Annotated in this window: 22 protein-coding genes; 12 read left to right on the forward strand and 10 right to left on the reverse strand. The window is 64.9% G+C overall.

Going from position 1 to position 24,151, the window contains the following annotated elements:
- Window positions 1-27 precede the first annotated feature (27 nt).
- From IGS74_RS08610 to IGS74_RS08620, 3 genes are read left to right on the forward strand one after another with little or no spacing between them, the layout of a single operon-like run.
- Window positions 28-705: a DsbA family protein gene (locus IGS74_RS08610; protein ID WP_192391050.1), complete on the forward strand. Its 678-nt coding sequence runs from the start codon at window positions 28-30 to the stop codon at window positions 703-705.
- Window positions 706-735: 30 nt separating this feature from the next.
- Window positions 736-3,423 (forward strand): pyruvate, phosphate dikinase, encoded by a 2,688-nt coding sequence (gene ppdK / locus IGS74_RS08615; RefSeq protein WP_192391055.1) that lies wholly within the window; start codon window positions 736-738, stop codon window positions 3,421-3,423.
- 6 nt (window positions 3,424-3,429) lie between these two features.
- On the forward strand, window positions 3,430-4,263 hold the full coding sequence (locus tag IGS74_RS08620; RefSeq protein WP_192391056.1) for a DUF1499 domain-containing protein: 834 nt from the start codon (window positions 3,430-3,432) through the stop codon (window positions 4,261-4,263).
- Here the strand turns inward: IGS74_RS08620 and IGS74_RS08625 are convergent.
- Complete coding sequence (locus IGS74_RS08625) at window positions 4,193-5,170, reverse strand: MBL fold metallo-hydrolase (RefSeq protein WP_192391060.1); 978 nt, start codon at window positions 5,168-5,170, stop codon at window positions 4,193-4,195. The two genes, IGS74_RS08620 and IGS74_RS08625, sit on opposite strands and share 71 nt — an antisense overlap.
- A 66-nt stretch (window positions 5,171-5,236) precedes the next feature.
- On the opposite strand from IGS74_RS08625, the gene IGS74_RS08630 reads away from it, so the two are divergent.
- Window positions 5,237-6,118: a rhodanese-related sulfurtransferase gene (locus tag IGS74_RS08630; protein WP_192391061.1), complete on the forward strand. Its 882-nt coding sequence runs from the start codon at window positions 5,237-5,239 to the stop codon at window positions 6,116-6,118.
- 62 nt (window positions 6,119-6,180) lie between these two features.
- Window positions 6,181-7,509 carry an MFS transporter gene (locus tag IGS74_RS08635; protein WP_192391065.1) on the forward strand — a complete coding sequence of 443 codons (1,329 nt, stop codon included), beginning with the start codon at window positions 6,181-6,183 and terminating at the stop codon, window positions 7,507-7,509.
- Window positions 7,510-7,525: 16 nt separating this feature from the next.
- On the opposite strand, the gene ribB is transcribed toward IGS74_RS08635, so the two are convergent.
- Both ribB and IGS74_RS08645 read right to left on the reverse strand, forming a co-directional pair.
- Window positions 7,526-8,647, reverse strand: a complete 1,122-nt coding sequence (ribB, locus tag IGS74_RS08640; protein ID WP_039189366.1) for a 3,4-dihydroxy-2-butanone-4-phosphate synthase — start codon at window positions 8,645-8,647, stop codon at window positions 7,526-7,528.
- 32 nt (window positions 8,648-8,679) lie between these two features.
- On the reverse strand, window positions 8,680-9,315 hold the full coding sequence (locus IGS74_RS08645) for a TerC family protein (protein ID WP_052194585.1): 636 nt from the start codon (window positions 9,313-9,315) through the stop codon (window positions 8,680-8,682).
- 133 nt (window positions 9,316-9,448) lie between these two features.
- Here IGS74_RS08645 and fdhD point away from each other — a divergent pair, with 133 nt between their 5' ends.
- On the forward strand, window positions 9,449-10,249 hold the full coding sequence (gene fdhD, locus IGS74_RS08650) for a formate dehydrogenase accessory sulfurtransferase FdhD (RefSeq protein WP_192391066.1): 801 nt from the start codon (window positions 9,449-9,451) through the stop codon (window positions 10,247-10,249).
- Window positions 10,250-10,823: 574 nt separating this feature from the next.
- Here fdhD and IGS74_RS08655 read toward each other — a convergent pair.
- From IGS74_RS08655 to IGS74_RS08665, 3 genes are all read right to left on the reverse strand, one after another.
- Window positions 10,824-11,990, reverse strand: coding sequence for an osmoprotectant NAGGN system M42 family peptidase (locus tag IGS74_RS08655; protein ID WP_192391067.1), 1,167 nt, complete (start codon window positions 11,988-11,990; stop codon window positions 10,824-10,826).
- 69 nt (window positions 11,991-12,059) lie between these two features.
- The gene (ngg, locus tag IGS74_RS08660) at window positions 12,060-13,793 is read right to left on the reverse strand and encodes an N-acetylglutaminylglutamine synthetase (protein ID WP_246723132.1); all 1,734 of its coding nucleotides are present in this window, start codon (window positions 13,791-13,793) and stop codon (window positions 12,060-12,062) included.
- A 62-nt stretch (window positions 13,794-13,855) separates the two neighbouring features.
- Window positions 13,856-15,631, reverse strand: a complete 1,776-nt coding sequence (locus tag IGS74_RS08665; protein ID WP_039189376.1) for an N-acetylglutaminylglutamine amidotransferase — start codon at window positions 15,629-15,631, stop codon at window positions 13,856-13,858.
- 147 nt (window positions 15,632-15,778) lie between these two features.
- Between IGS74_RS08665 and IGS74_RS08670 the strand changes: the two genes are divergently transcribed.
- The 3 genes from IGS74_RS08670 to IGS74_RS08680 are packed head-to-tail and all read left to right on the forward strand — an operon-like array spanning window position 15,779 to window position 18,391.
- The gene (locus IGS74_RS08670; RefSeq protein ID WP_052194587.1) at window positions 15,779-16,273 is read left to right on the forward strand and encodes a MaoC family dehydratase; all 495 of its coding nucleotides are present in this window, start codon (window positions 15,779-15,781) and stop codon (window positions 16,271-16,273) included.
- Window positions 16,274-16,283: 10 nt separating this feature from the next.
- Window positions 16,284-16,970, forward strand: a complete 687-nt coding sequence (gene gph / locus IGS74_RS08675) for a phosphoglycolate phosphatase (protein WP_192391080.1) — start codon at window positions 16,284-16,286, stop codon at window positions 16,968-16,970.
- Window positions 16,971-17,023: 53 nt separating this feature from the next.
- Complete coding sequence (locus IGS74_RS08680; protein ID WP_192391081.1) at window positions 17,024-18,391, forward strand: amino acid permease; 1,368 nt, start codon at window positions 17,024-17,026, stop codon at window positions 18,389-18,391.
- A gap of 45 nt (window positions 18,392-18,436) precedes the next feature.
- On the opposite strand, the gene IGS74_RS08685 is transcribed toward IGS74_RS08680, so the two are convergent.
- The 3 genes from IGS74_RS08685 to IGS74_RS08695 all read right to left on the reverse strand — a co-directional run bounded on the left by IGS74_RS08685 (window position 18,437) and on the right by IGS74_RS08695 (window position 21,175).
- Window positions 18,437-19,036, reverse strand: coding sequence for a DUF2076 domain-containing protein (locus tag IGS74_RS08685; protein WP_246723091.1), 600 nt, complete (start codon window positions 19,034-19,036; stop codon window positions 18,437-18,439).
- A gap of 94 nt (window positions 19,037-19,130) precedes the next feature.
- Window positions 19,131-20,567 (reverse strand): aminotransferase class V-fold PLP-dependent enzyme, encoded by a 1,437-nt coding sequence (locus IGS74_RS08690; protein ID WP_348641891.1) that lies wholly within the window; start codon window positions 20,565-20,567, stop codon window positions 19,131-19,133.
- Window positions 20,568-20,710: 143 nt separating this feature from the next.
- Window positions 20,711-21,175: an Lrp/AsnC family transcriptional regulator gene (locus tag IGS74_RS08695; RefSeq protein ID WP_039189386.1), complete on the reverse strand. Its 465-nt coding sequence runs from the start codon at window positions 21,173-21,175 to the stop codon at window positions 20,711-20,713.
- Window positions 21,176-21,301: 126 nt separating this feature from the next.
- Between IGS74_RS08695 and IGS74_RS08700 the strand changes: the two genes are divergently transcribed.
- A complete protein-coding gene (locus tag IGS74_RS08700) occupies window positions 21,302-22,177 on the forward strand; it encodes an MBL fold metallo-hydrolase (protein WP_192391083.1) in 876 nt (291 codons plus the stop codon).
- 14 nt (window positions 22,178-22,191) lie between these two features.
- On the opposite strand, the gene IGS74_RS08705 is transcribed toward IGS74_RS08700, so the two are convergent.
- On the reverse strand, window positions 22,192-22,761 hold the full coding sequence (locus tag IGS74_RS08705) for an SH3 domain-containing protein (RefSeq protein ID WP_192391084.1): 570 nt from the start codon (window positions 22,759-22,761) through the stop codon (window positions 22,192-22,194).
- Between the two features lie 180 nt (window positions 22,762-22,941).
- On the opposite strand from IGS74_RS08705, the gene IGS74_RS08710 reads away from it, so the two are divergent.
- Both IGS74_RS08710 and IGS74_RS08715 read left to right on the forward strand, forming a co-directional pair.
- A complete protein-coding gene (locus IGS74_RS08710) occupies window positions 22,942-23,514 on the forward strand; it encodes a biotin transporter BioY (protein WP_192391085.1) in 573 nt (190 codons plus the stop codon).
- Window positions 23,511-23,963 carry a DUF1284 domain-containing protein gene (locus IGS74_RS08715; RefSeq protein WP_192391086.1) on the forward strand — a complete coding sequence of 151 codons (453 nt, stop codon included), beginning with the start codon at window positions 23,511-23,513 and terminating at the stop codon, window positions 23,961-23,963. Before IGS74_RS08710 ends, IGS74_RS08715 begins: the two co-directional genes overlap by 4 nt.
- Window positions 23,964-24,151 lie beyond the last annotated feature (188 nt).

Below are 24,151 nucleotides of genomic sequence, written 5' to 3' on the forward strand. Positions count from 1 at the left end.
AGGGTGACGACGTCAAAGGAAGAGATCATGTCGTTTTCGAACAAGTCCAGGCAGAGGCTTTCCGCCATGCTTCTGGCCGGCGCGGTGTTGATGGCGGGCGCACCCGCCTATACCGGCGCTGCGATCGCGCAGGAAACGGCGGCGCCGCAGCCCCAGGGCACGGTGGATGCGGAAGCCCTGATGCGGCCGGGCGAGCTGCCGGACATCGTGATCGGCAATCCGGACGCGCCCGTCACCATCGTCGAATACGCCTCCCTGACCTGCAGCCATTGCGCCGACTTCCACGCCAACGCCTATCCGACCATCAAGACGGAGTATCTCGATACGGGCGTCGCCAAACTGATCGTGCGGGAATTTCCGTTCGATCCGCGCGCCCTGGCCGGCTTCATGCTGGCGCGCTGCGTGCCGGAAGATCGGCGCACCGCGATGATCGACGTGCTCTTCGACCAGCAGCGGCAATGGGCAGGCGCCGAGAACGCATCGGTCGAGCTTCTGGCCATCGCACGCCAGGCCGGCATGTCGCAGGAGCAGTTCACCGCCTGCCTGCAGGATTCCGACCTTCAAAAGAAGGTCATGGCCGTGCAGCAGCGTGGACAAAGCGAGTTCGGGGTCAACGCCACGCCCACCTTCTTCATCAATGGCAACCGTTATGCCGGCGCGATGAGCGCGGAAGAAATGGGCGCCGTCATCGAGCAGAACCGCTAGGAGGCTGGAAGGAGCCGGCAGCCGCGCGCCATGGTCAGGAAATGCTTCACCTTCAATCGTGGCGCTGCCGACCGCACGGCAGATCCGGCCGAATCGCTGGGGCACAAGGGCGCCAACCTTGCGCTGCTGGCGTTGCTGGATCTGCCGGTTCCTCCCGGTTTCACGATTTCGTCCGTCGCGTGGCGCGAGACGGCATCCGCCCATGGCGAGTTGCCGGCCGCCCTGCGCGCTGAAATCCTTGCCACCGTCGAATGGCTCGAAGGCATAACCGGCCGCACCTTCGACGGTGAGATGCGCCCCTTGCTCATGGCGGTGCGGCCGAGCGCGCGCGCGGCCATGCCCGGCCTTGCCGATACCGTGCTCGATATCGGGCTGAACGACCGTACGGTCGAAACGCTGGCACTCGAGCTCGAAGACCTGCCCTTCGCCTTCCGTGCCTACCGGCGGTTCATCGAAAGCTTTTCCGGGCTCGTCTTCGGGGCGGACCCCGGCGAGTTCGAAGAGGTTTTCGACGCCGAGCGGGAGCGGGCAGGCTGGGGCGGCGGCGCAGAGCCGTCCAGCCCCGCCGAATGGCGGACGCTGATCGCACGGTATCACGCCTTCCTCGATGCCGAGTTGGGGCAGGCGCTTCCGCAGACGCCGTTCGAACAATTGCTGCGCGTCGTGGAAGCCAGTTTCCAGAGTTGGCGCAACCCCGTGGCACGCACCTTCCGCGCCGCCCACGGCATTTCCGAGAATGCCGGCATCGCCGTGACGGTGCATGCCATGATCTTCAACGAGCGCGGCGAGAAGTCGGGCACCGGCCATGCCCTATCCCGGGACATGGCCACCGGCAAGAGCAGGCTGACCGGCGAATTCCGGATCGGCGGGCGCGAGGATGCGGGCGAGATCGGGGGCGAAGGTGCCGAGACCGTGCAACTCGATACGGAGCGGGCCCGTGAGACGTTCCCCGCCGATATGGAGGCGCTCGCCGATTTTGTCCGCCGCATCGAGCGCCATATGGCCGATGCCTGCGAAGTCGACTTCATGGTGGGCGACGGAGATCTGTATCTTCTTCAGTCGCGTCCGGCCCGCCGAACCATCGCCGAGGGCGTCCGTATCGCGGTGGAGATGGTGCGCGACGACCTGATCGACGAGCCCGAGGCGATCCTGCGGATCGACCCGATGGCCCTGGACGAACTGCTGCACCCGACGATCGAGCATGGCGATGCGGTGGAGGTTGTGGGCCGTGGCATGCCGGCTTCTCCCGGCGCCGCGACCGGTATCGTCGTCCTGAATTCCGAGGAGGCCGTGCGCCTGACGGGCGAGGGGCGCAACGTCATCCTGGTGCGCAACGAAACCCTGCCGGAAGATGTGCACGGCATGCATGTGGCCGAAGGCGTGCTGACCATCCGGGGCGGAACGACCAGCCATGCCGCCGTCGTGGCGCGCGGCATTGGCAAGCCTTGCGTCACGGGTGCCGGCGCACTCCGGATCGACCTGGCAGCCCAGACGCTCACGGCGGGCAACGTGGTGATCCGGGCAGGGGAGGCGATCACGATCGACGGTGCGACCGGCGATGTCATACGCGGTGCCGCACGGTTGCGACGGCCGACGCTGACCGGCGATTTCGCTACCCTGATGGAGTTTACCGACCGCGCCCGGCGCCTCGGCGTGCGGACCAATGCCGAAACCCCGATCGAGGCGCGCGCCGCCAGGGCCTTCGGAGCGGAGGGGATCGGTTTGTGCCGCACCGAACACATGTTCTTCGAAGGTGAGCGCGTCGACGTCATGCGCGACATGATCCTTGCCGGCGACGAGGCGGGACGTCGAAGCGCGCTGGAAAAGCTCCTGCCGATGCAGCGGTCCGACTTCGTCGAGCTATTCGAGATCATGGCGGGCCTGCCCGTCACCATCCGCCTTCTCGACCCGCCTCTGCACGAATTCCTGCCGAAGGGCGAAGCCGAGATCACCGAACTGGCGGAAAGTCTCGGCCTGGAGGCCGCTGCCCTGCGCCAGCGCATCGAGCAGCTGCAGGAGTTCAACCCCATGCTTGGCCATCGCGGCTGCCGGCTGGCGATTTCCTATCCGGAGATCGCCGAGATGCAGACGCGCGCCATAATAGAGGCGGCCATCGAGGCCGGGGGGCGCAAGGGCAAGGATGTGGTGCCCGAAATCATGGTGCCGCTGGTGGGGCTGCGGCGCGAGTTCGATTTCGTCAAGCAGCGGATCGACAAGGTGGCGGACGAGGTCGCCGCCGAGAAGGGTCGGCGCGTTTCCTACCATGTCGGGGCGATGATCGAGCTGCCACGCGCCGTCATGCGGGCCGACACCATCGCCGAAGTGTCGGATTTCTTCTCCTTCGGCACCAACGACCTGACACAGACTGTCTATGGAATCTCGCGCGACGACGCGGCCAACTTCATGAGCACGTACCAGCGCGCCGGCATCATCGAGCGCGATCCCTTCCAGTCGATCGACGCGGAGGGGGTCGGCGAGTTCATCGCGATGGGCGTGGAGAAGGCGCGCCGCACCCGGCCGGACATAACCCTCGGTGTCTGCGGCGAACAGGGCGGCGACCCGGCTTCCATCAGCTTCTTCGAGCAGGTCGGGCTGGATTACGTGTCCTGCTCTCCGTTCCGCGTGCCCATCGCGCGGCTTGCCGCCGCCCAGGCGGCTATCCGGCTGGAGAGGGCCCTGCGTACGGCAGCGCCTCCCAAGGCGCGCGGACGGAGTTGAGCCGAGGTGACGGGGCATTACATCCGCAAACGGGTCTGGACCGCAGACTGGGCGTTCGGCCTTGCCGGATTTGCCGGCGCCCTTCTGTTCATGGGTTTCCTGCTGTTTCGCATGGGCCTCACGCGGCTGGACGATTTCGGCAGCGTCATCGCGCTGGCTGCGGGCCTTCTAACGCTTGCCCTCGTTCTGGCGGTCCACGCCATCTCGATGGTCTGGATTGCCGGCCGCCCGGGTGGAGGGCGCGCGCTCGCCGCCTTGTTTCTCGGTCTCTTCGTCAGCATTCCGTTCGCCATCGGTGCGATGCTGGCGCTCGACAATCCGGATGGAAATTCAGCCTACACGGCAGGCATGATGGCCGACGGGGCAACCGCACCCGCCGGCAGCACCCTGATGCTCGGGCGGGAGTTTCCGGCAACCGGGCGGGAAGTGTATCGTACCGCCCGGCAGGTTGCCGACGATCTGGGATGGCAGGTCGATACCGTGGAATCATCGGCCTTGCCGCAGCCGGCGGCGGGCGATCTCGGCGTCGAGGGCACGGTGCGCATTGCCCGCCCGACATTGCGCTCGACCGTCGATTCCGCTGCCACGTACGACCGTTTCGCGGAAGTCGATGCCCAGGACTATACGATCAACGCCGTCGCATCCGCGCCGCTGGTCGGTCTGCCGAGCGACGTCACCATCCGCATCCAGGAGGACGGCGGTTCGACCTTCGTGGATGCGCGGTCCGTGTCGCGTGACGTGCCACGCGATCTTGGGCAGAACCGTCGCTTTATCGCGGCTTTCCTGGACCGGCTGGAGAGTGCGATGACGCTGGCGCAGAGCGGGGCGGTGGAGGAGTAGCCGCCCTCCAGAGAGCGTCCGGCCCGACCTCTCCGCTGGAACGGGCAAGCCCCTTCTGCTGAAGAAATTCCAGATGCGACAGGACATTCAGCGTGGCCGCGCCGATCAGCCGCGGATCGATGGTGCGGTAGATGGAGCGGACGATCGACGCGATGCTGGTATCCCCGTCCGCCAACCTCTCGAGGATGGCGCGCTCGCGCATGAGGCGGTGCGCGCGCAAGCCACGCAGGAAAGGCTGCGGATCCAGTATCCGGTCGCCATGGCCGGGCAGATAGAGCGCCTCGTCGCGGCGCATCAGTTTTTCCAGCGAGGCGAGATAGGGGCCCATGGCGCCATCTGGAGGCGCCACCAGCGACGTCGCCCACCCCATCACATGATCGCCTGACAGAAGCGCGCCCAGGTCGGGCAGGGCGAAGGCCAGGTGGTTGGCCGCATGGCCGGGCGTTGCCACCGCCTCGATGCGCATCGCGTCGACCGGCAGCGTTTCGCCGTCGGCTATCGTGCGGGCAATGGGAAGTGTCCTGTCGGAAGCTGCATCCAGGCGGTTCTCTTCGCCCGCGGCCAGCGTCCGCTCGTGTCGATGGGGCCCTTCCGCCCAGATGGGCGCGCCCGTCCTTTCGGCCAGCCGGGGCGCAAGGGCCGTGTGGTCGAGGTGGGTATGGGTGATCAAAATCGCCTCGACGGGGCGTTGGCCGATGGCGCGCAGCAGCGCATCGAGATGCGCGCCATCGTCCGGCCCGGGATCCACCACGACGACGCTGACGCGTCCCAGCACGTAGCTGTTGGTGCCGCGAAAGGTCATCGCGCCGGCATTGGGCGCCACGATGCGGAGAATGTCGGGGGCCACTTCTTCGGCCGCGCCGACGACGGGCCTGAAGTCCGTCCGGAAATCGAGTTCGTCTGCCATTGCGAAAAGGGGTCGCGCTTTTTGGAAATGCTTGTCAAGCCGCCGCGATTTTGCCAGTTGGCGGGAATGAGCTATCGCATCGCAGCCCTCTATCGTTTCGTGACGATCGACGACCTTCCGGCATTGCGCCGGGAACTCCTGGACATGTGCCTCGGCGAGGCTGTGTGCGGTACGCTGCTGATCGCCTCCGAAGGCATCAACGGCACCATCGCCGCCGCTCCGGATGCGATCGTGCGCGTGGTGGACCTTCTGGATGCACGGCTTGGCGTGCGCCAGGGCGAGGTGAAGTTTTCCGACAGCGCGGAAAAGCCGTTCCGCCGGATGAAGGTTCGTATCCGTCCCGAAATCATCACCATGCGGGCTCCCCAGGCAAACCCGGCCGTGCGGGCCGGCACCTATGTCGCCCCGAGCGACTGGAACGCCGTCATTTCGGATCCGGACGTCGTCGTCGTGGATACGCGCAACACCTACGAAACGCGCATCGGAACGTTTCGCGGCGCCATCGACCCGAAGATCGAATGCTTTACGCAGTTCAAACGCTTCGTCGCCGAGGAACTCGATCCGGCCCGGCATCGCAAGGTGGCCATGTTCTGCACCGGCGGCATCCGCTGCGAAAAGGCGTCGGCCTACATGCTGGCCGAGGGTTTCCAGGAGGTTTTCCATCTCAAGGGCGGGATCCTGCAGTACCTGGAGGATGTAGCGTCCGAAGACAGCCTGTGGGACGGCGACTGCTATGTCTTCGACGGACGGGTCGCCGTCGGCCAGGGTCTGGCCGAGGCGCAGTACACGCAGTGTTTCGGATGCGGGGCGGCGCTGACGCCCGAGGAAACACGAGCGCCGAGCTTCGAGGCGGGGGTCTCGTGCCCGCATTGCCGCGACCGCCTGACACCGGAGCGCGCCGAGGGGCTGCGCCTTCGCCACGCCGAGAGAATCCGCTTGCCCGGGTAATCCATCTTTTCAGCGCACGGTGTCGGCGTCATAAGTATGGGCGGCGAGAGCGGGGGCGAATCATGGCAGTGACGGTGGCCGGGCATGGCTATGCAGTCGAGGAGGTCCTGGAGCGCGCCGGAACGGGCCGCTTCCAACGGCGCCTCCTCGGGATTTTCGGCCTCGTCTGGGCGGCCGACGCCATGCAGGTCATCGCCGTCGGGTTTACCGCGCCGTCGATCGCCGCAAGCTTCGGCCTGTCCCTGCCACAGGCCCTGCAGACCGGGACCGCCTTCTTCTTCGGCATGCTGATCGGCGCCTACGTCTTCGGCCGATTGGCCGACAGATACGGCCGCCGGCGGATCCTCCTGTTCACCGTGGCCATCGACGCGGTCTTCAGCCTGGCGTCCGTGTTCGCGCCGGACTTTGCCGTGCTGCTGGTCCTGCGCTTCATCGTCGGGCTGGCCGTCGGCGGCACGCTGCCGGTGGATTATGCGATGATGGCCGAGTTTCTGCCGGCGCGCAGCCGTGGCCGGTGGCTGGTGATGCTGGAAGGTTTCTGGGCCGTCGGCACCGTCGCCGTGGCCGTCGTCGCCTGGGCCGCCCACGCATACGGCGTGGCGGAGGCATGGCGCGTCATATTCCTGGCGACAGCCATCCCCGCCATCCTCGGTATCGGGCTCCGCCTCTGGATACCGGAATCTCCCCGCTACCTCCTGTCCAATGGCCGCGCGGAGGAGGCGCGGGACGTCTTCGACAAGGTGCTCGAGGTCAATCGCCGCCCGAGGCTGGACAGACCGGTGCTGCCCGATCCGCAACCCGCCGGCCACGTCGGTATCTTCGCGGCTCCCTACCTGCGCCGTACCGCCTGCATCCTCGCCATCTGGCTGCTGGTATCGACGGCCTATTACGGCGTGTTCACCTGGCTGCCGGGCCGGCTCGCGGGCGAGGGGCTCGGCTTCCTGCGCGGCTATGGCTTCCTGATCGTCGTCGCCTTGGCCCAGATACCGGGCTATGCGCTGGCAGCCTACGGCGTGGAGCGATGGGGCCGGCGTGAGACCCTGATCGGATTTCTGCTTCTGTCATGCATCGGCTGCTTCGTCTTCGCGATCAGCCTGGAGCCGGCCATCGTGACGGGTGCGATCCTCTTGATGAGCTTCTCGCTGCTGGGCACCTGGGGGGCGCTCTATGCCTGGACGCCCGAGCTTTATCCAACCAGCATCCGTGCCACGGGCATGGGCACCGCGGGTGCGATGGCGCGGCTCGGCGGCCTTTTGGCGCCGACGGCCATTGCGCCGCTGGTGGCCATCGGCTTTCCGGTCGCCGTCGGTTTCTTTGCTGCGCTGCTGTTCATCGCCCTTCTGGCCGCTGCCGCCGTCGATCTCGAAACGCGGCAGAAGCCTATCGGCTGACGATCGGTCCGGAGCCTCAGTCGTCCAGCAGGATCGTGCCGCCGACGTCGATGCCGAAGCCGGTTAGGCCGACATAGGACCGCTCATGCGTTGCCAGGATGCGGATCGAGCGCACGCCGAGATCGCGCAGGATCTGCGCGCCGATGCCGATTTCGCGCCAGCGCGCCATCCGGGCACGCGCGCTGCCATGCTTCTCACCGTCCTCGAGGGCAGGGCTGGCGTGCTCCTCAGGCGTGTAATCATCGGCTTCCGAGGTGCGCAGCAGCATCAGGATGCCGTTCTGATGCTTCTGCAGGGCATCGACGGCCGACTCCACCCAGGTGCGGCTGCCACGGACCCGCCCGAACAGGTCCTTGACCGGCTGTTCGCGGTGGATGCGCGTCGGCACATTGGCCGCGTATCTGACCTCGCCGAACAGGGCGACGACATGCTGCATGTCGTCGAACGGCGTTTCGTAGATGCGCACGCGCCCCTTCATGCCGCCGATCATCATCTCCTGTTCCTTGACGCAGGTGACGAAGCTTTCGCGGCGTATGCGATAGGCGATCAGGTCTTCGATGGAAACGATCTTCAGCCCGTGTTCCCGCGCGAAGGGAATGAGCTCGGGCAGCCGCTTGACGGTGCCGTCGTCGTTGACGATTTCCGCCAGGACGCCGGCCGGCTCCAGGCCGGCCAGCTTGGCCAGATCCGTTCCCGCTTCCGTGTGGCCAGAACGAGTCAGCACGCCGCCCTCGCGGGAGATCAGCGGAAACATATGGCCGGGGCGCAGGAAGTCGTTTGCCGAGACATTGTCGTTGGCAAGGGCCCGGGCCGTGTTGGCGCGTTCCTCCGATGAGATGCCCGTCGTCATGCCGACTTTATAGTCGACGGAAACGGTGAAGGCGGTGCGCATCGGGTCGAGATTGTTGGCCACCATCGGCGGGAGGTTGAGGCGCTGGGCCCGGTCCGCTGTCATGGGAACGCAAAGGATGCCGCTGGTGTGGCGGATCATGAAGGCGATCTTCTCGGGCGTCGCTTTCGACGCCGCCATGATCAGATCACCTTCGTTCTCGCGGTCGGTATCGTCGACCACCACCACAAGCTCGCCCGCGGCGATCGCGGCCACCGCATCTTCGACGCAATCCAGTTCGCTCGTCATACCTGTCCTCGCCAGTTCCGGATGCCGGACGGTCAATGCTCCAGGCACAGGGCCGGGAGGATGCCCGCGCAGGCAACCTGCTCGGTGCCCTCGTAGATCATCTTGAGCGCCACGAACAGGATGATCAGCAGGCCGATCCAGGCGATGAAACGATATTTGTTGAGAAGGCGGGCGATCAGCGTGGCCATGGCGCCCATCAGCACGACGGATACCAGCAGGCCGACGACGAGGACCTCGATATGGTCCCGCGCGGCGCCGGCGACCGCCAGAACATTGTCGAGCGACATGGAGATATCCGCGACGATAATCTGCAGCAACGCCTGGCCGAAGCTCTTCTTCGGCATGCTGGCGGCGGTCTCGTCGTCGATTTCCGCGTGCCCGCCTTCCCGGATCTCGCGATACATCTTCCAGCAGACCCAGAGCAGCAGGATGCCGCCGGCAAGCGTCAGGCCCACGATCGCCAGAAGTTCGACGGCGATGATCGCCAGCAGGATGCGCATGACGACGGCGCCGGCGATGCCCCAGAAGATCACCCTGCTGCGGATCGATTTGTCGACGCCCGCCGCCGCCATACCCACGACGACGGCGTTGTCGCCCGCCAGCACGATATCGATGAAGAGAACTTGAAGAAGAGCGGCAAACTCTGCCGCGAGGAAGGATTCGCTCAACGCCTCACCTGTCGCTATGTAAACGAAGACTCGCGCGATGGTTGCGCACTTATGGTCATAGTGCGCTTCGGCGCGTTTGAACACGCCCGCGTGATAACTTTGTGATTAAAGCGGGCTGAAGCGAGGTGCCGCAATGAGTGTGGACGTCAAGGCGGCGACCCTGGCCTGGCGCGACGGACGCTTTGCCGCCAGCGAAAGGCCGGTGCCGGAAGAGGCGGCTGTTGCCGTGTCGATCAACGGCACGACCCACGCCGTGATGATGGCGTCTCCCTCCGACCTGGAGGATATGGCGCTCGGCCTTGCGCTGAACGAGCGTATCGTCCGCACGGTCGATGAAGTCGAGCGCCTGGAGATGGAGCCGGTCGATGGCGGTTACGACTGCCGTCTCTGGCTCGTGCCGCAGCGGGCGGCCACCTATGTGGCGCGCCGCCGGCAGATGACGGGCCCGGTCGGCTGCGGCCTGTGCGGCGTGGAATCGCTGGAATACGCCACCATCTCCCTGCCGACGGCCGGGGACGCGCTGACGGTCGAGCCGGCGCAGATCGTCCGGGCGATGGAGGAGATGGCGGAGGGCCAGGTTCTGGGACGCCGCACCCGCGCGGTGCATGCGGCGGCGTTCCACCGGCCGGAAACGGGCTGCATCGTTATCCGCGAGGATGTCGGCCGGCACAATGCTCTGGACAAGGTCACGGGCCATCTGGCGGCCACGGGCACGGAACCATCACTCGGCTTTCTGACGATCACCAGCCGACTTTCCGTCGAGCTGGTTCAGAAGGCCGCCATGATGGGTTGCGGCCTGGTTGCCGCCATATCCGTGCCGAGCGCGCTTGCGCTACGGGAGGCGGAGACGGCCGGCATCACCGTAATTGCCGTGGCGCGGGGAGATGCCTTCGAAATCTTCACCCATCGGCAACGGATCGTCGGGGCGGCCTAACGACGTTCTTGAACGTCGATGCCGATGTGATAATATTCGTGCCAAGGGGGTGATGTTGCCCGGCTTCGGTTGGGACCGGCATTCACGCCGGCCCCTTTTCGGGTTACTTCCAGACCAGAATTAGGCTGCAACCAAACAACCTGATCCGAAGTACCACTTTCCGAAGTTTCACAAACATCACCCCCTTTCGGCTGCGCACGACAGCGCGTCGCGCGCGAGAGTCCTCTATACTATCGGGTTTGTATGTGTCGGCAGTGGATTGCGGTCAGGGCGGTCGTTGGCGTCGACGCAGCCTGAAAGCGTTCTTGAACGTCGACGCCGATGTGATAATATTCGTGCCAAGGGGGTGATGTTGCCCGGCTTCGGTCGGGACCGGCATTCGCGCCGGCCCCTGTTGGTTACTTCCAGATCAGTGTCAGGCTCCACCCAAACACCCTGATCCGAAGTACCACTTTCCGAAGTTTCACAAACATCACCCCCTTTCGGCTGCGCACGACAGCGCGTCGCGCGCATGAATCCTCTATCCTATCCAGTTTTAATTCGTCACCAGCCGCTGGCTACCAGCCGCCTGTTGTCAGTCGCGGTCTTCGCTGCCCGGGTCGGAATCTTCCGCCAGTTCCTGTGCGGCTTCTGCTGCCGGCTGACGGGTGAACCCTTCAAGCCCCGCATGCAGGTTGCGATCCCGCTCGATCTCCACCGGCGAGGTGGCATAGGCGGTGATGAGCTCCGTCAGCGAGCGCAGGGCGTGGATGTGAATGCGCTCCCACCCATGCGAGGCGTCCACGCCGAATGTGACGAGCGCGGTCCGAACGTCGTGCCCGGCCTCAACAGCCGAAGCCGAATCCGAACGATAGTAGCGGAACACGTCCTTCTGGTAACGAATGTCCTCGTCCTGGCAGAGCCGCACGAGCTTCTTGGTGAGATGATAGTCGAAGGGCCCGGTCTGGTCGGCCATGGCGATGGTGACGCCGAACTCCGAAGAGTTCTGCCCCGGCGCGGTCGTGCCGTTGTCCACCGCGACCATCGAGGCGACGTCCGGAGTGAGGATGGACGATGCGCCGACCCCGACCTCCTCGGCGATGGTGAACAGCCAGTGGATGTCCACCGGCGTCACGGTTTTCTCCCGCTCCAGCGCCTCGATGGCGGCCAGCATGATGGCAACGCCCGCTTTGTTGTCGAGATGACGCGAGACGATGAAGCCATTGTCGAGAAATTCTGGCTGCGGATCGATGGCGACGATGTCTCCCACCTCGATGCCCAGCCGCGCCAGCTCGCGGCCGTCGCGTGACAGCGCGTCGACCCGAAGCTCCACATGCGGCCAGCCGACGGGATGGCTGTCCACGGCGTCGTTGAACGTGTGCCCGGACGCTTTCAACGGCAGGATCGTGCCGCGATAGGAGCCCGTGTCGGCGAAGATCGTGGCTCTTGCGCCCTCGGCGAAGCGGGCAGACCAATGCCCGATCGGCACCACTTCCAGGCGGCCGTTGGACTTCAGCGCCTTGACCTGCGCACCCAGAGTGTCGACATGGCTGACGATTGCGCGGGCCGAAGCGCGGCGGCTTCCCTGCCGCAATGCTCGGATGGCCCCGCGCCGTGTCAGCTCGACCCGCAGGCCGAGGCGCTGCAGTTCATGCGTCACGTGCCGCACGATCGTATCCGTATAGCCGGTCGGGCTGGGTATACGGAGAAGGGCCTTGAGCTGGTCGGTCAGGTAATGGCTGTCGATCGAAAGCCGGGGCACGATGAACTCCTGCGCCGCTACGTTGTATGCGGCCTATAGCTGATTTTACGAGGTGCTTGCGAGGCTGATCTAGACTCTTTTGCGTTTGCGCTGCTGCGCCTTGCGGACGGAAGCGGGGATGGACAGCGGGAAAAGCAGGTCCACGAAACGCTCTGCCGTGGGTTGCGGCTCGTGATTGGCAAGGCCGGGGCGCTCGTTGGCCTCGATGAACACATAGTCGGGCAGGCGCGGATCCCTGACCATCAGGTCGACGCCGCAGACGGGTATGTCGATCGCGCGGGTGGCAGCAACCGCAGCCTCCACCAGTTGCGGATGCACCATGCCGGTCACGTCGTGGATCGTGCCGCCCGTGTGCAGGTTCGCGGTGCCGCGAACCTTGACTTCCTGTCCCTCGGGCAGGACGTCGTCGAGGCCGAAGCCCGCCTTGCGTACCGAACGCTCGGTCTCGTCGTCCTGCGGTATCCGGCTTTCACCCCCGGTTGCGGCGCCTCTGCGGCGCGACAGGCGTTCGATGAGGTCCCGGATGGTATGACGCCCATCGCCGACAACGACAGGCGGGCGCCGGATCGCCGCCGCCACGACACGGAAATCGATGACGACGAGCCGCAGATCGTCGCCCTGGAAACAGGATTCCAGCAGAACCCGCTCGCATTGCTCCCGCGCATCGCGGATGGCGGCCCTGGCGTGGTCCAGCGTTTCCACGCCGACCGCGATCCCGCGCCCCTGTTCGCCCCGGGCAGGCTTCACGACGATGGAGCCGTGCGCCTCGATGAACGATGCCAGTTCCTCATCGCTGTCCGGCGCGGTTATCTGCGCCGGCACGGTGACACCGGCTCCTTCGACCAGGCGGCGGGTGGTGCTCTTGTCGTCGCAGATGGACATGGCGACGGCGGATGTCAGCTCCGACAGGCTCTCGCGGCAGCGAACGCTTCTGCCCCCATAGGTAAGACGGAAAAAACCGCCGGATGCGTCGATCACATCCACCGATATGCCGCGCCGGCGCGCTTCGTCGACGATGATGCGAGCGTAGGGATTGAGGTCGTCGAAGGCGTCTCCCGCCCCCGTGAAGAGCTGTTCGTTGATCTGGTTGCGGCGCTTCACCGCAAAGAAGGGGACCCGATAGAACCCCAGCCGCTCATACAGTCCGATCGCGGGCTGGTTGTCGTGCATGACCGACAGGTCCATGTAGGCGCAGCCGCGCGCCTGGAAGTGCTCGGCGAGCTGGCGCACCAGCGCCTCGCCGATGGCCGGATGCTGGGCCTGCGGATCGACGGCCAGGCACCAGAGGGACGAGCCGTTCTCCGGATCGTCGAAGGTGCGCGCGTGGTCGACACCCGTTACCGTACCGACGATCTGGCGTGTTGCCTCGTCTTCGGCCACCAGCCACGTCAGCGCGCGGCTGTCCCGGTTCTGCCAGAAGAAATCCGGATCCACCGTCACCATGCGGCGGCTTTGGTAGATACGGTTGATCTCGGCCGCATCGGCCACCGACGCCAACCGGCGGATGCGGAAGCCTGCCGGGCGGCGGCGGCTGGGCCGATAGGTGCTGAGGTCCAGCCGGTAGGTATGCGACGGATCGAGAAACAGTTCCTGCGGCGCATAGGAGATCAGCACATGCGGATCGCGCACATAGAAGGCAATGTCGCGCCGGTCAGGGCCTTCGTCGTTGAGCCGTTTCACCAGAGCCGACGGATCGTCGAAGGTTTGCCCGAAGAAGAGACGGCCCCAGCCGCAATCGATGGAGGCATCGGGCTGCGCGGTGCCGTCCGACGCCGCATGCGGCTCCCTTGCGAATGTGCGCATGCGCTTGAGACGCCTTTCGTAACCGGCTGCGGCCTTGCCATGGTCGTCGCCTGTCATCGGTCTCAAATCTCCTGGCTCTGGAGCCACAGCTCGAGCAGCGCGACCTGCCAGAGCTCCGATCCACGCAGGGGCGTGATCCGGTCGGTGGGGTTGGCGAACAGATCGTCCAGATAATCCTTGCGGAACAGCTGGCGTTGCCGCGCCTTGTCGCTGGTCAGCGTATCGCGGACCATATCGAGATACGGGCCCTGGATGTATTTCAGCTGCGGGACGGGGAAGTAGCCCTTCTTGCGGTCGATCACCTCGGAGGGGATCACCTGTCGGGCGGCCTCCTTGAGCACGCCCTTGCCGCCCTGCCGCAGGTTTTCCGCCGATGGGATGCGCGCGGCGAGCTCCGCCAGCTCGTGGTCGAGGAACGGCACGCGCGCCTCCAGCCCCCAGGCCATCGTCATGTTGTCGACGCGCTTGACGGGATCGTCCACCAGCATGATGCGGCTATCGAGGCGCAGTGCCTTGTCGACCGGATCGTCGGCACCGGGCTGCCCGAAATGGGCGCGAACGAAATCCAGGCTCACATCGCTGCCGGCATGCCATTCGGGCGACAGATGGCGACGAAGCGTTTCGTCGTTGCGGTCGAAGAAGGCCGTCGAGTAGGAGGCGAGCGGATCGTTGGCGCCGGCCAGGGGTGGATACCAGTGGTAGCCACCGAAGACTTCGTCGGCGCCCTGACCCGACTGCACGACCTTGATGTGCTTCGAGACCTCCCGCGAGAGAAGGTAGAAGCCGATATTGTCGTAGGAGACCATGGGTTCCGACATAGCGGCGATGGCGCCCGGCAGGTTCTCCATCAGTTCCGAACCCGGCACGAAGATCTTGTGATGCCTGGTATCGTAGTGCCGGGCGATCAGGTCGGAATACTCGAACTCGTTGCCGACCTCTCCGTTCGCATCCTCGAAGCCGATGGAGAATGTACTGAGGCCCGTCTGCCCGGCTTCGGCCAGAAGGCCGACGATCAGCGAGGAATCCACCCCGCCGGACAGAAGCACACCAACCGGCACGTCGGCGACCATGCGCCGCTCGACCGCGGTGCGAAGCGATTCCAGCACGGCGTCCCGCCAGTCGTCTGCGGTCATGGCTTCATCGCCCGGCTGCGGCCCGTAGGAGGGGTTCCAGTAGACCGTGTCCTCGAAGGTGCCGTCCGGCTCGATCAGGCGCACGGTGGCCGGCGGAAGCTTGCGCACGCCCTCGATGATGGTCAGCGGTGCCGGCACGACCGCATGGAACGTCATGTAATGGTGCAGGGCCTCGCGGTCGATGGACGTATCGACGTCGCCCGTCTTCAGGATCGACTGCAGGGACGAAGCGAAGTACAGCCGCTCCGGCGTCTGCGACAGGTAAAGCGGCTTGATGCCGAAGCGGTCGCGCGCCAGCATGACACGGCCGGTATCCCGCTCGTGGATGGCGAATGCGAACATTCCCTTGAACCGCTCCACGCAGGATGGCCCCCAGGCATGATAGGCCTTGGCGATCACCTCCGTATCGCCGTGCGAGAAGAACCGGTACCCCATGTCCAGGAGTTCTGCCCGCAGCGCTGGATAGTTGTAGATGCAGCCATTGAAAGCGAGGGTCAGGCCGAGATCGGCATCGACCATCGGCTGCTGCGCCTTTTCCGACAGGTCGATGATCTTCAGGCGACGGTGGCCGAAGCCGACATTGCCACGCACCACCTGGCCCGAACCATCGGGACCGCGCCGCGCAAGGCAGTTGCCCATGCGTTCGATCCGCTCCGGGGAGGCCATCCTTCCATCGAAGCGAACTTCACCGCAAATTCCGCACATGAATCGTCCCTGCCTTTCCGTGGATTTCCGTCTTGTGCCTGCACATATGGGCCACGATGCTGCGCTGCCCACCCCCGATGCTTTGCAACGGCGGCCCGGAAAGGGCATAGGAAGACGCGAACGGAACGACAGGCGGAAGGTTGCCGAATGAGCGAAGTGTCGGAGGCCGAACTCAGGCAGAGGCTTGTGCCGCTGGAAACCTATCGCGGCTACATCGATGGCGAGCCGTTCGTGTCCGACTGGTTGACGGTAGACCAGGCAATGATCGACCAGTTCGCGGATGCGACGCACGATCATCAGTTCATCCATGTCGATCCTCAACGCGCGAAGGCCGAGGGGCCTTTCGGCGGAACGGTGGCGCACGGCTTCCTGTCGCTGTCGCTGCTGTCGACGCTGGCCTATCGCGCCATGCCCTTTGTCGAAGGGGCCACCATCGGCGTCAATTACGGGTTCGAGCGCGTCCGCTTCGTCTCGCCGGTGCGCAGCGGCGCGCGGGTTCGGGGTCGTTTCCGCCTGAAGGGCCTGAACGAGAGGGCGGTGACAATCCAGTCAACCTGGGAAACGGCCGTCGAAGTCGAGGGGGCGGCAAAGCCGGCATTGACCGCAGAGTGGATCACCGTCTCAATGATCCAGCCTGCATAAGGGGGAGTGCATGAGCGATAGCCCGACCTGGCCGAAGGCCATCCTGTTCGATCTCGACGGAACGCTGGTGGATTCCGTCCCCGATATCCATGCGGCGCTGAACGATACGCTGGCCAGCTACGGCGAGCCGCCCTTTACCCTGGAGGCCGTGACCGGCTTTGTCGGGCAGGGCGTGCCGAAGCTGATCGAGCGTGCCTACGCGGCGCTCGACAAGCCCATCGACCCGGCCAGCCGCGACAAGGTGGTAGAGCGGTTCCTGTCCATCTACGGGCCGCGCGCCACAGAACTGACGACCCTCAATGCCGGCGCAAGCTCCATCGTCCGGCAACTCGGCGATGCGGGCTACGGCCTTGGCGTCGTCACCAACAAGCCCGGCTCCGAAACGGCAACGATCCTTTCGCATTTCGGCCTGTCCGATGCGATGGATATCGTGATCGGCGGCGACGCCGGACCGGCGAAGAAGCCCGCACCGGATCTTCTGCTGCTGGCATGCGAACGGCTTGGTGTGGTGCCTGCCGATACGATGTTCGTCGGCGACAGCGAAAACGACGTCGCCGCGGCGCAGGCGGCCGGCATGGCGGTCGCGGTCCTGCGTGGTGGCTACACATCCATACCGGCCGAGGCGCTGGGGGCCGATTATGTGCTGGAGCGACTTGACCAATTGCCGCAGGCCATCATGTCGATAAAGGCGGCGTGAGCAAGATTTGAAGGCTTCCGCCGCGTGTCCATGGCACAGGGGAGGGAAGCCGTATGGCGGTTCAGGAAGCGCAAGGCGAGCCGAAGCTCAAACGCGCAGCAGGTCTGACGCAGATCACTCTTTTCGGCCTCGGCAGCATGCTCGGGGCGGGCATTTACGGACTGATCGGCAAGGCGGCGGCCGAACTCGGCAGCGCCGTCTGGGTCGCCTTTCTGGTTTCAATGGTGGCGGCGCTTCTGACGGGGCTGTCCTACGCCTCCATCGCCTCCCGCTATCCACGCGCGGGCGGTGCGGCCTACGTGACGCAGATGGCCTATCGCCGCCCCATGGTCAGCTATGTCGTCGGACTTGCCGTTGTCTGCTCCGGCCTGACCTCTATCGCCACGCAATCCAACGTCGTCGCGGCCAATATCGCCGAGACCTTCGGCATCGGCGCGCCGCACTGGCTATTGGCCATCGGCTTCCTGGTGCTGCTATCCGGCGTCCTGTTTCGCGGCATTTCGGAATCGCTGTGGCTCAACGCCGTCTGCACGCTGGTCGAGGCCTTCGGTCTGATCCTCGTCATCTCCGTGGGCGTCAGCTATTGGGGCAACGCCAATCTGCTGGAGTTTCCGGCATCCGAAGGTGGCGGGGGGATGGAAGGCCCGGTCGCGCTGCTGGTCATGCAGGGCGCCGTCCTGACCTTCTTTTCCTTCATCGGCTTCGAGGACATGCTGAACGTGTCGGAAGAGGTGAAGAACCCGGAGCGCACCATGCCGCTCGCCTTCATCCTGGCGATCCTTGCCGCCACGGTGATCTATATCGCGGTCTCGATCACGGCGGTATCGGTGGTGCCCTGGCAGGAACTGGCCGAAGCTGCCGGGCCCCTGACGCTGGTTGTCGAGCGGGCCGCGCCGTGGTTTCCCGTGGGGGTTTTCGCCGCCATCACCATCTTCGCCGTCGCCAATACGGCACTGGTGAACTACGTGATGGCTTCCCGGCTGCTGTACGGCATGTCACGGCAGGGCCTTTTGCCGGCCCCGCTCGGCCGCGTCCACAAGGCGCGTCACACACCTTATGTCGCGATCTTCGTGCTTCTGGCCATCGTGCTCCTCCTCTCGTTGCTGGGGGATATCGCGGCTCTGGCTTCCTCGACCGTCCTACTGTTGCTGATGGTCTTCACCATCGTCAACGTCGCGTTGATCGTCCTGAAGCGGCGGCCGGACGACAAGCCGGGCAAGTTCGAGGTCCCGGTCATCGTCCCGGCGCTCGGCGCGCTATCCTGTGCCGCCCTGCTGATCGTGCGGATTGCGGAGGGAGATTGGACCGCACCGCTGATCGCCGGTGGCCTCGTGGTCGCGATCGTCATTCTCTATTTCGTAACGGGCGCAGGTGACGAAGGGCGCATCGAGAAATTTCTGGCGAGCGAGCGCGATTCCTGATCCGAAAAATTTGAGCCCGGTTTTCACAGGGCCCGATCCTTCGCATCAGATGTCGTCGAAACCGTCGAAGCCGCCGCCATCGTCGAAGCCGTCCATCCCGACATCCTCGGCCAGCCCGTCGGCCGCGTCGCCGACTTCACCGGCGATGGCGTCTCCCGCCCCACCGAACATCGAACCCAGCATGGAGCCAAGCATCATGCCGCCGGCGACACCGACGGCCGTTTGCGCGGCGCCGGCCAGGAAGCCGCCACCCTGCCGTGCGGCCGGCTGAGCCTGTGCGCCGGATGCGCCGCCGCCCCATGGCGTGCCCGCCGGCATCGCGCCGCCGACGCGCCCCTGCTGCGGCGCGGGCTCGGCTGCCCGCTGGCCGCGCTGGCCACCGCCAAATAGACCGCCGAGCAGCCCGCCGCCGGTCTGTTGCGGTTGGGATTCGAGTTGGCGGATACGCTCCTGCGCCGCTTCCAGCGCTTGCTCCTGCACGATGATGGTTTGCGCCATGTAATAAGGCGCCGCCGGCTGGTCGGAGAGCCTCTTCTGGATGAAGGCCTCCGCTTCGCCGTCACGCGGGGCAGCCTCTCGCTCGACCGTTCCAAGCCGGGTAAACAGCCCCTCGATCAGGCGCTTCTCTTCAGCGTTCATGCTCATTCCAGAAACTCCCGAAGTTGCAGTGCCAGTCCAGATAGGAAGTCGCGGCGGCAGCATGAAGGCCATGGAGTTTTCGTGATTGCGCCGTGATGCCTCAGGCCGCGGGCCGGAAGCGCGCCGTCCGTGGGTCCGCCACGTAGCGGCTGGCAAGCCGGGCAGCCGTGCCGGCCAACTCGGCGACGGCATCGAGGATGCGCTCGGCCTCGGCATCGGAATGAAGGTAGCTGAAATTCAGGCGCACCCAGCCGGGCTTCTCGAGTTCGTGCCCGGCGCCGAGCCGCAGGAACAGCGCCTGCGAGGCCGCGTCGTCCAACCCCAGAAGGCGATGGGCATAAGGCCCGGCACAGGCACAGCCGCCGCGCACCTGTATGCCCCACATGTCGCTCAGCATCCGCGTGAACATCTGGTGATGAACGAGGGCGCCCTGCGGATCGACGACCTGGAAGGAAAAGATGGGCAATGCCGTCATGCCGGGCTTCTGGCCCAGGAGACGGATGCCGGGCACCTGCGTCCAGCGCTCGACGGCGCGCTGCCGCAGCGTCTCCTCCCGCGCCAGGATGACAGGCGCGCCGACGGCATCCTTGACCAGCATGACGAGTGCGGCACGGATATCGCCGACGACGTTCGGCGTACCCGCTTCTTCCCGGGCCTCGACGCGGGCGCTGTAGGTATGGCCCCAGGGGGAGACGAAGGAGACCGATCCGCCGCCGGGCAATGTCGGCGTGGTGCGCCGCACGATGCTGTTGCGCACCACCATGACGCCCGATGCGCCGGGACCGCCGGGAAACTTGTGCGGCGACAGGACGATTGCATCCTTTGCTTCGGCGCCGTCGCCCATGACCATCGGGAGGTAGGGCGCGCCGGCCGCATAGTCCCAGATCGCGACGGCCCCGGCCGCCTTGAGCTTGCGCGTCACCGCGTCGGTATCGGTAACGATGCCCGTGACGTTGGACGCGGCAGAGAAACTGCCGATGATCAGGTCCGCGCCGGATGCTTGCGCGATCGCTTCATCCAGGCTGGTGAGATCGACACCGCCACAGTCCGCCTCGGCGATCTCGACGACATGTGCGCCGCTTTCGCGCCATGGCAGGATATTGGAGTGATGCTCGTAAGGGCCCGACAGAACCACGACACGGTCGCCCTTTGCGACGCGCGTTTCCACTTCCAGAAGCCGAACGATCCGATTGATGCCGCTCGTCGCCCCGGAACCGGTGAAAACGACATGGCAATCGGGCCCGGCGCCTACGAGTTCGGCGATCGCACCCCGCGCTTCTTCGCGTAGCCGTGTCATGGCGCCGCCGCAGTAGGACGCTTCGGTATGGCTGTTGGCATACCAGGGCAGGACGTTTTCGGTGACGAAGTCCTCCACCTGCCGAAGGGCGCGGCCCGACGCGACGTAATCCGCGTACAGCAGCGTTTGCGGGCCGCAGCCGGCGTCGAAGCGCGCGCCGTTGCCGATCAGGCCGTCGCGCAGGCGCGCTATGGTGTCACCGGATGCAAGATCGTTCCTGAAGTCTGCAAGAATGCCCATCGCCATACCCGCCCAGATGAGGATGGAGGAATGGTAATGGACTTAACCGGTAATTTTTCCCCAATTTGACCCGGTCGTTTTGGAATGTTTGCGATGTATGATCGATTATAGCGGCAAAATGCGGTGTTAATGACAACATAATGTCAACGGATCGGAATTGGACGATTCTCCAGGATCGCCTCCATCGTGAAGTAGGAGGTGACGTTTTCCAGATCGAGCTTCTCTATGAGACGCTGGTAAACCTCGTCATAGCTTTTCATGTCCCGCGTGACGATCTTCAACATGTAGTCGTAGTCGCCGCCGATCCGGTAGAAATCGGTGATATCGGCAATTGATGTCACATGAGAGCGAAACTTCTTAAGCCATTCGGCGGAATGGTTTCGCGTGCGGATCATGGCGAAGACGACGAGCCCGCGCCCGAGCAGCTCGCGGTCGATCCGCGCTGTCTGACCCTTCAGGACGCCATCTTCCTGCAACTGCTTGATCCGCCGCCAGCAGGCATTCTGCGACAGGCCGATCTTGTCGGCGAGGTCGCGCTGCGACTGGCCGGCGTCCTCCTGCAATTCCATGATGATCCGGGCATCGATATGATCGATCTTTAGGGCCATTTTTCGTTCATCTCCTGATTGATCGTCCGATTTTGGGCAGAAAGTTGTGACGGATTCTCAGTTTTCGCATGATATCACCATTCCTGGAATTCGAGCGAGCCGGGGATCGGTTCAGGAGGGCGCGCCATGTGTGACTTGAACGGTCGGCCGGATGTCACCGGCTTTTTCGACCCGCAGACGCATACGATCGCCTATGTCGTGGCAGATCCGGAGATGGGCGTCTGCGCCATCGTCGATGCAGTCATGGACATCGACTATGCAGCCGGGCGCATCGCATTCGACCATGCCGACCGCATGATCGACCATGTGCGTACGCATGGCTTGACCGTCGAATGGGTCATCGAGACCCATGTGCATGCCGACCACCTGTCGGGCGCGCCGTACATCCAGGAAAAGCTTGGCGGGCGATTGGCCATCGGCGCGGATATCGTGGTGGTGCAGGAAACATTCGGCAAGATTTTCAACGAGGGGACCGAGTTCCAGCGCGACGGCAGCCAGTTCGATGTCCTGTTCTCCGATGGCGATCGCTACGCCATAGGCCGGATCGAGGCCGTGGCCATGCATACGCCTGGGCATACACCGGCCTGCATGACGCATCGTGTCGGCGACGCAGCCTTTGTCGGCGATACGCTCTTCATGCCGGATGGCGGTTCCGCACGCGCCGACTTTCCCGGCGGCGACGCCGGGCAGCTTTACGATTCCATCCAGCGCATTCTTGCCCTGCCGGACGAGACGCGGCTGTTCATGTGCCATGATTACGGTCCGAACGGGCGGGACATACGGTGGGAAACAACCGTGGGCGAGGAGCGGGCCACCAACATCCATGTCGGTGGCGGTCGCTCGCGCGAGGAATTCATCGCCTTCCGCACGGGGCGGGACGCAACGCTGCCGATGCCGAAGCTCATCCTGCCATCATTGCAGGTCAACATGCGGGCAGGCCGTCTGCCCGAGCCCGACTCCGCCGGCCGGCGCCATCTCAAGGTGCCGCTGAACGGACTTTGAGCGCTTGAGTGCTTCTACCTGAACCTCTCGCCGGGATAGACGCCCCAAAGGGCAGACTGGCGGACATGCCCGTCCAGCCCACTCGGCGGAATCGATACACGGCACCAGCCTCCGCCGCAGTCCATCACTTCCAGCAGCACGCGCGGCTCCAGGGTCGCGATCGCCGAGGCACCGATGGCAGCCCGGCGGCGCAGGGCGACGCCATCATTGTTCCATGGCGCGACGATGGCGGTGCGACGACCCGAAAGCAGCGGCGCATACATCCATCCGGTTGCCGCATCCGCATCCCTGATCCTGCGCCAGTTGCCCCATTCCTCGATGATCTCGACCGGCGTCCCGCGATGCTGGTAGACCCAGCGGATCGGATAGTCGGTGCCGGGGCCGACACGCATCCGTGCCGGCGCCCCGCCGATTGACGCATATCGCGGCAATGGCAAGCCGGTGATGCGCCCCGATGCGCCTGCCCGGATGTCGTCGCCGGCTCCGTCCCTCGTCGTGGCCCATGCGCCGGGCTGAACGATGGCCAGACTGCAGATCGCCAGTGCCACGATGCGGCGCGACCCCGGACGCCTCAACCATTCCAACCCCATCCGCATCCGGCCCGCCCTGTGGCGTATACAATCAGTGCGGAAAGTCGCGCCGAATGGTTGCCAAATCGTCATCCAGATAATCTACAAAATTATGCGTATGTTGCGTAAGCAGCCGCCAAACAGTAAAAATTGGACGATAAGAATCAAAACTTATCTACAAAAAGGGAGATCGACATGAGCATGCTTTCAGCGCCGGCATCTTCAACCACTCGTGCGCGCCAGCTTTCGTGGCAAGTCGGCGCAGTCGTCGCCGGCAGCATCGTCCTGGCGCTGTCGTCCTATATCGAGGTGCCGATGGTACCCGTTCCCATAACGATGCAGACCCTGGCCGTTACGCTGGCCGGGGGGATTCTGGGGCGGCGCCTGGGAGCATTGACAGTCATGGCGTGGCTTGCCCAGGGGATGGCCGGACTGCCCGTGCTGGCCGGCGGTGCCGGAGGCATCCACCACTTTGCCGGACCGACAGCGGGCTATCTCGCGGCGTTTCCGATCATGGCCTGGATGACGGGATGGCTTGCGGAAAATGGATGGAATGGCCTCAGGCCGTGGCGGGCCTTCGCCGGCATGCTGGGCGCGCACCTTCTGTGTCTTGCCCTCGGCGGCGCATGGCTGGCAGGTATCGTAGGGCCGACGCAGGCGGTTGCCCTCGGGGTTACGCCGTTTCTCGTCGGAGCGGTGCTGAAGTCGGCCCTGGGCGCCGCGCTGCTTGCGCTCCTCGCCCGTCGCCGCCCGCGCAAGGTGGCATGACGATCCGCCTTCGGCCCCATCATCTCCTGTGCCTCCTCACCTATGTAGGGAAGGGGTACGGGGAGGGCTTTACCCGTAACTACGACGGGATCGCGCAGCGCCTGTCCGCAGGCGAGCCGATCCTGGTCGTCGAAGGGCCCGACGAGATCTGCGCGCCACTCCTGGCCGACCCGGACACGCACTGCCGCCGGCCCGGCGTAACCGGGCGCGATGCGGATGCCTTGCGCGACCTGGCCGGCCTTCTCGGAATCGAGGTCGGAGACACGCTTTCGCTCGACCGGGCGATGCTGCTGGCCATGCGTAGCGCCTTCGTTGCCGGGCGCACTCGGCACGCCTGCCGCGGATGCGAATGGGAGGCCCTCTGCAGCGCAGTTGCGCGAGATGGCTTTGCCGATGCGCATGTGCAACCTGCGGCAGGCGGCGCCGCGACCATGTGTTACGGTTCCTGATCCCTTGCCGGGCGCGGCGCTTTGCCGGTCCGGCGACGATCGCACGGCCCTTGCAATCCACGAACGTCTTGAAGAATTATCAATATTATAGAAAATTTTTGCTCGATAATTGGGAATATTACTAGGTTTTCAGCATATATTATTGATAATACGTCGAGCGTTGGCCAGTTTGGGTGCTCGATGGTCAA

Origin of the sequence: Aureimonas sp. OT7, assembly GCF_014844055.1 — a bacterium.
Lineage (GTDB): Bacteria > Pseudomonadota > Alphaproteobacteria > Rhizobiales > Rhizobiaceae > Aureimonas > Aureimonas altamirensis_A.

Coding starts and splice junctions, on each gene's coding strand:
- ribB (WP_039189366.1), bottom strand. CDS start 8,647: ATGACGAGCGAACTGGATTGCGTCGAAGATGCGGTGGCCGCGATCGCC.
- IGS74_RS08715 (WP_192391086.1), top strand. CDS start 23,511: ATGACGATCCGCCTTCGGCCCCATCATCTCCTGTGCCTCCTCACCTAT.
- ngg (WP_246723132.1), bottom strand. CDS start 13,793: ATGCGCACATTCGCAAGGGAGCCGCATGCGGCGTCGGACGGCACCGCG.
- IGS74_RS08630 (WP_192391061.1), top strand. CDS start 5,237: ATGAGCTATCGCATCGCAGCCCTCTATCGTTTCGTGACGATCGACGAC.
- gph (WP_192391080.1), top strand. CDS start 16,284: ATGAGCGATAGCCCGACCTGGCCGAAGGCCATCCTGTTCGATCTCGAC.
- IGS74_RS08695 (WP_039189386.1), bottom strand. CDS start 21,175: ATGGCCCTAAAGATCGATCATATCGATGCCCGGATCATCATGGAATTG.
- IGS74_RS08680 (WP_192391081.1), top strand. CDS start 17,024: ATGGCGGTTCAGGAAGCGCAAGGCGAGCCGAAGCTCAAACGCGCAGCA.
- IGS74_RS08665 (WP_039189376.1), bottom strand. CDS start 15,631: ATGTGCGGAATTTGCGGTGAAGTTCGCTTCGATGGAAGGATGGCCTCC.
- fdhD (WP_192391066.1), top strand. CDS start 9,449: ATGAGTGTGGACGTCAAGGCGGCGACCCTGGCCTGGCGCGACGGACGC.
- IGS74_RS08670 (WP_052194587.1), top strand. CDS start 15,779: ATGAGCGAAGTGTCGGAGGCCGAACTCAGGCAGAGGCTTGTGCCGCTG.
- IGS74_RS08700 (WP_192391083.1), top strand. CDS start 21,302: ATGTGTGACTTGAACGGTCGGCCGGATGTCACCGGCTTTTTCGACCCG.
- IGS74_RS08710 (WP_192391085.1), top strand. CDS start 22,942: ATGAGCATGCTTTCAGCGCCGGCATCTTCAACCACTCGTGCGCGCCAG.
- IGS74_RS08685 (WP_246723091.1), bottom strand. CDS start 19,036: ATGAGCATGAACGCTGAAGAGAAGCGCCTGATCGAGGGGCTGTTTACC.
- IGS74_RS08690 (WP_348641891.1), bottom strand. CDS start 20,567: ATGGGCATTCTTGCAGACTTCAGGAACGATCTTGCATCCGGTGACACC.
- IGS74_RS08635 (WP_192391065.1), top strand. CDS start 6,181: ATGGCAGTGACGGTGGCCGGGCATGGCTATGCAGTCGAGGAGGTCCTG.
- ppdK (WP_192391055.1), top strand. CDS start 736: ATGGTCAGGAAATGCTTCACCTTCAATCGTGGCGCTGCCGACCGCACG.
- IGS74_RS08610 (WP_192391050.1), top strand. CDS start 28: ATGTCGTTTTCGAACAAGTCCAGGCAGAGGCTTTCCGCCATGCTTCTG.
- IGS74_RS08625 (WP_192391060.1), bottom strand. CDS start 5,170: ATGGCAGACGAACTCGATTTCCGGACGGACTTCAGGCCCGTCGTCGGC.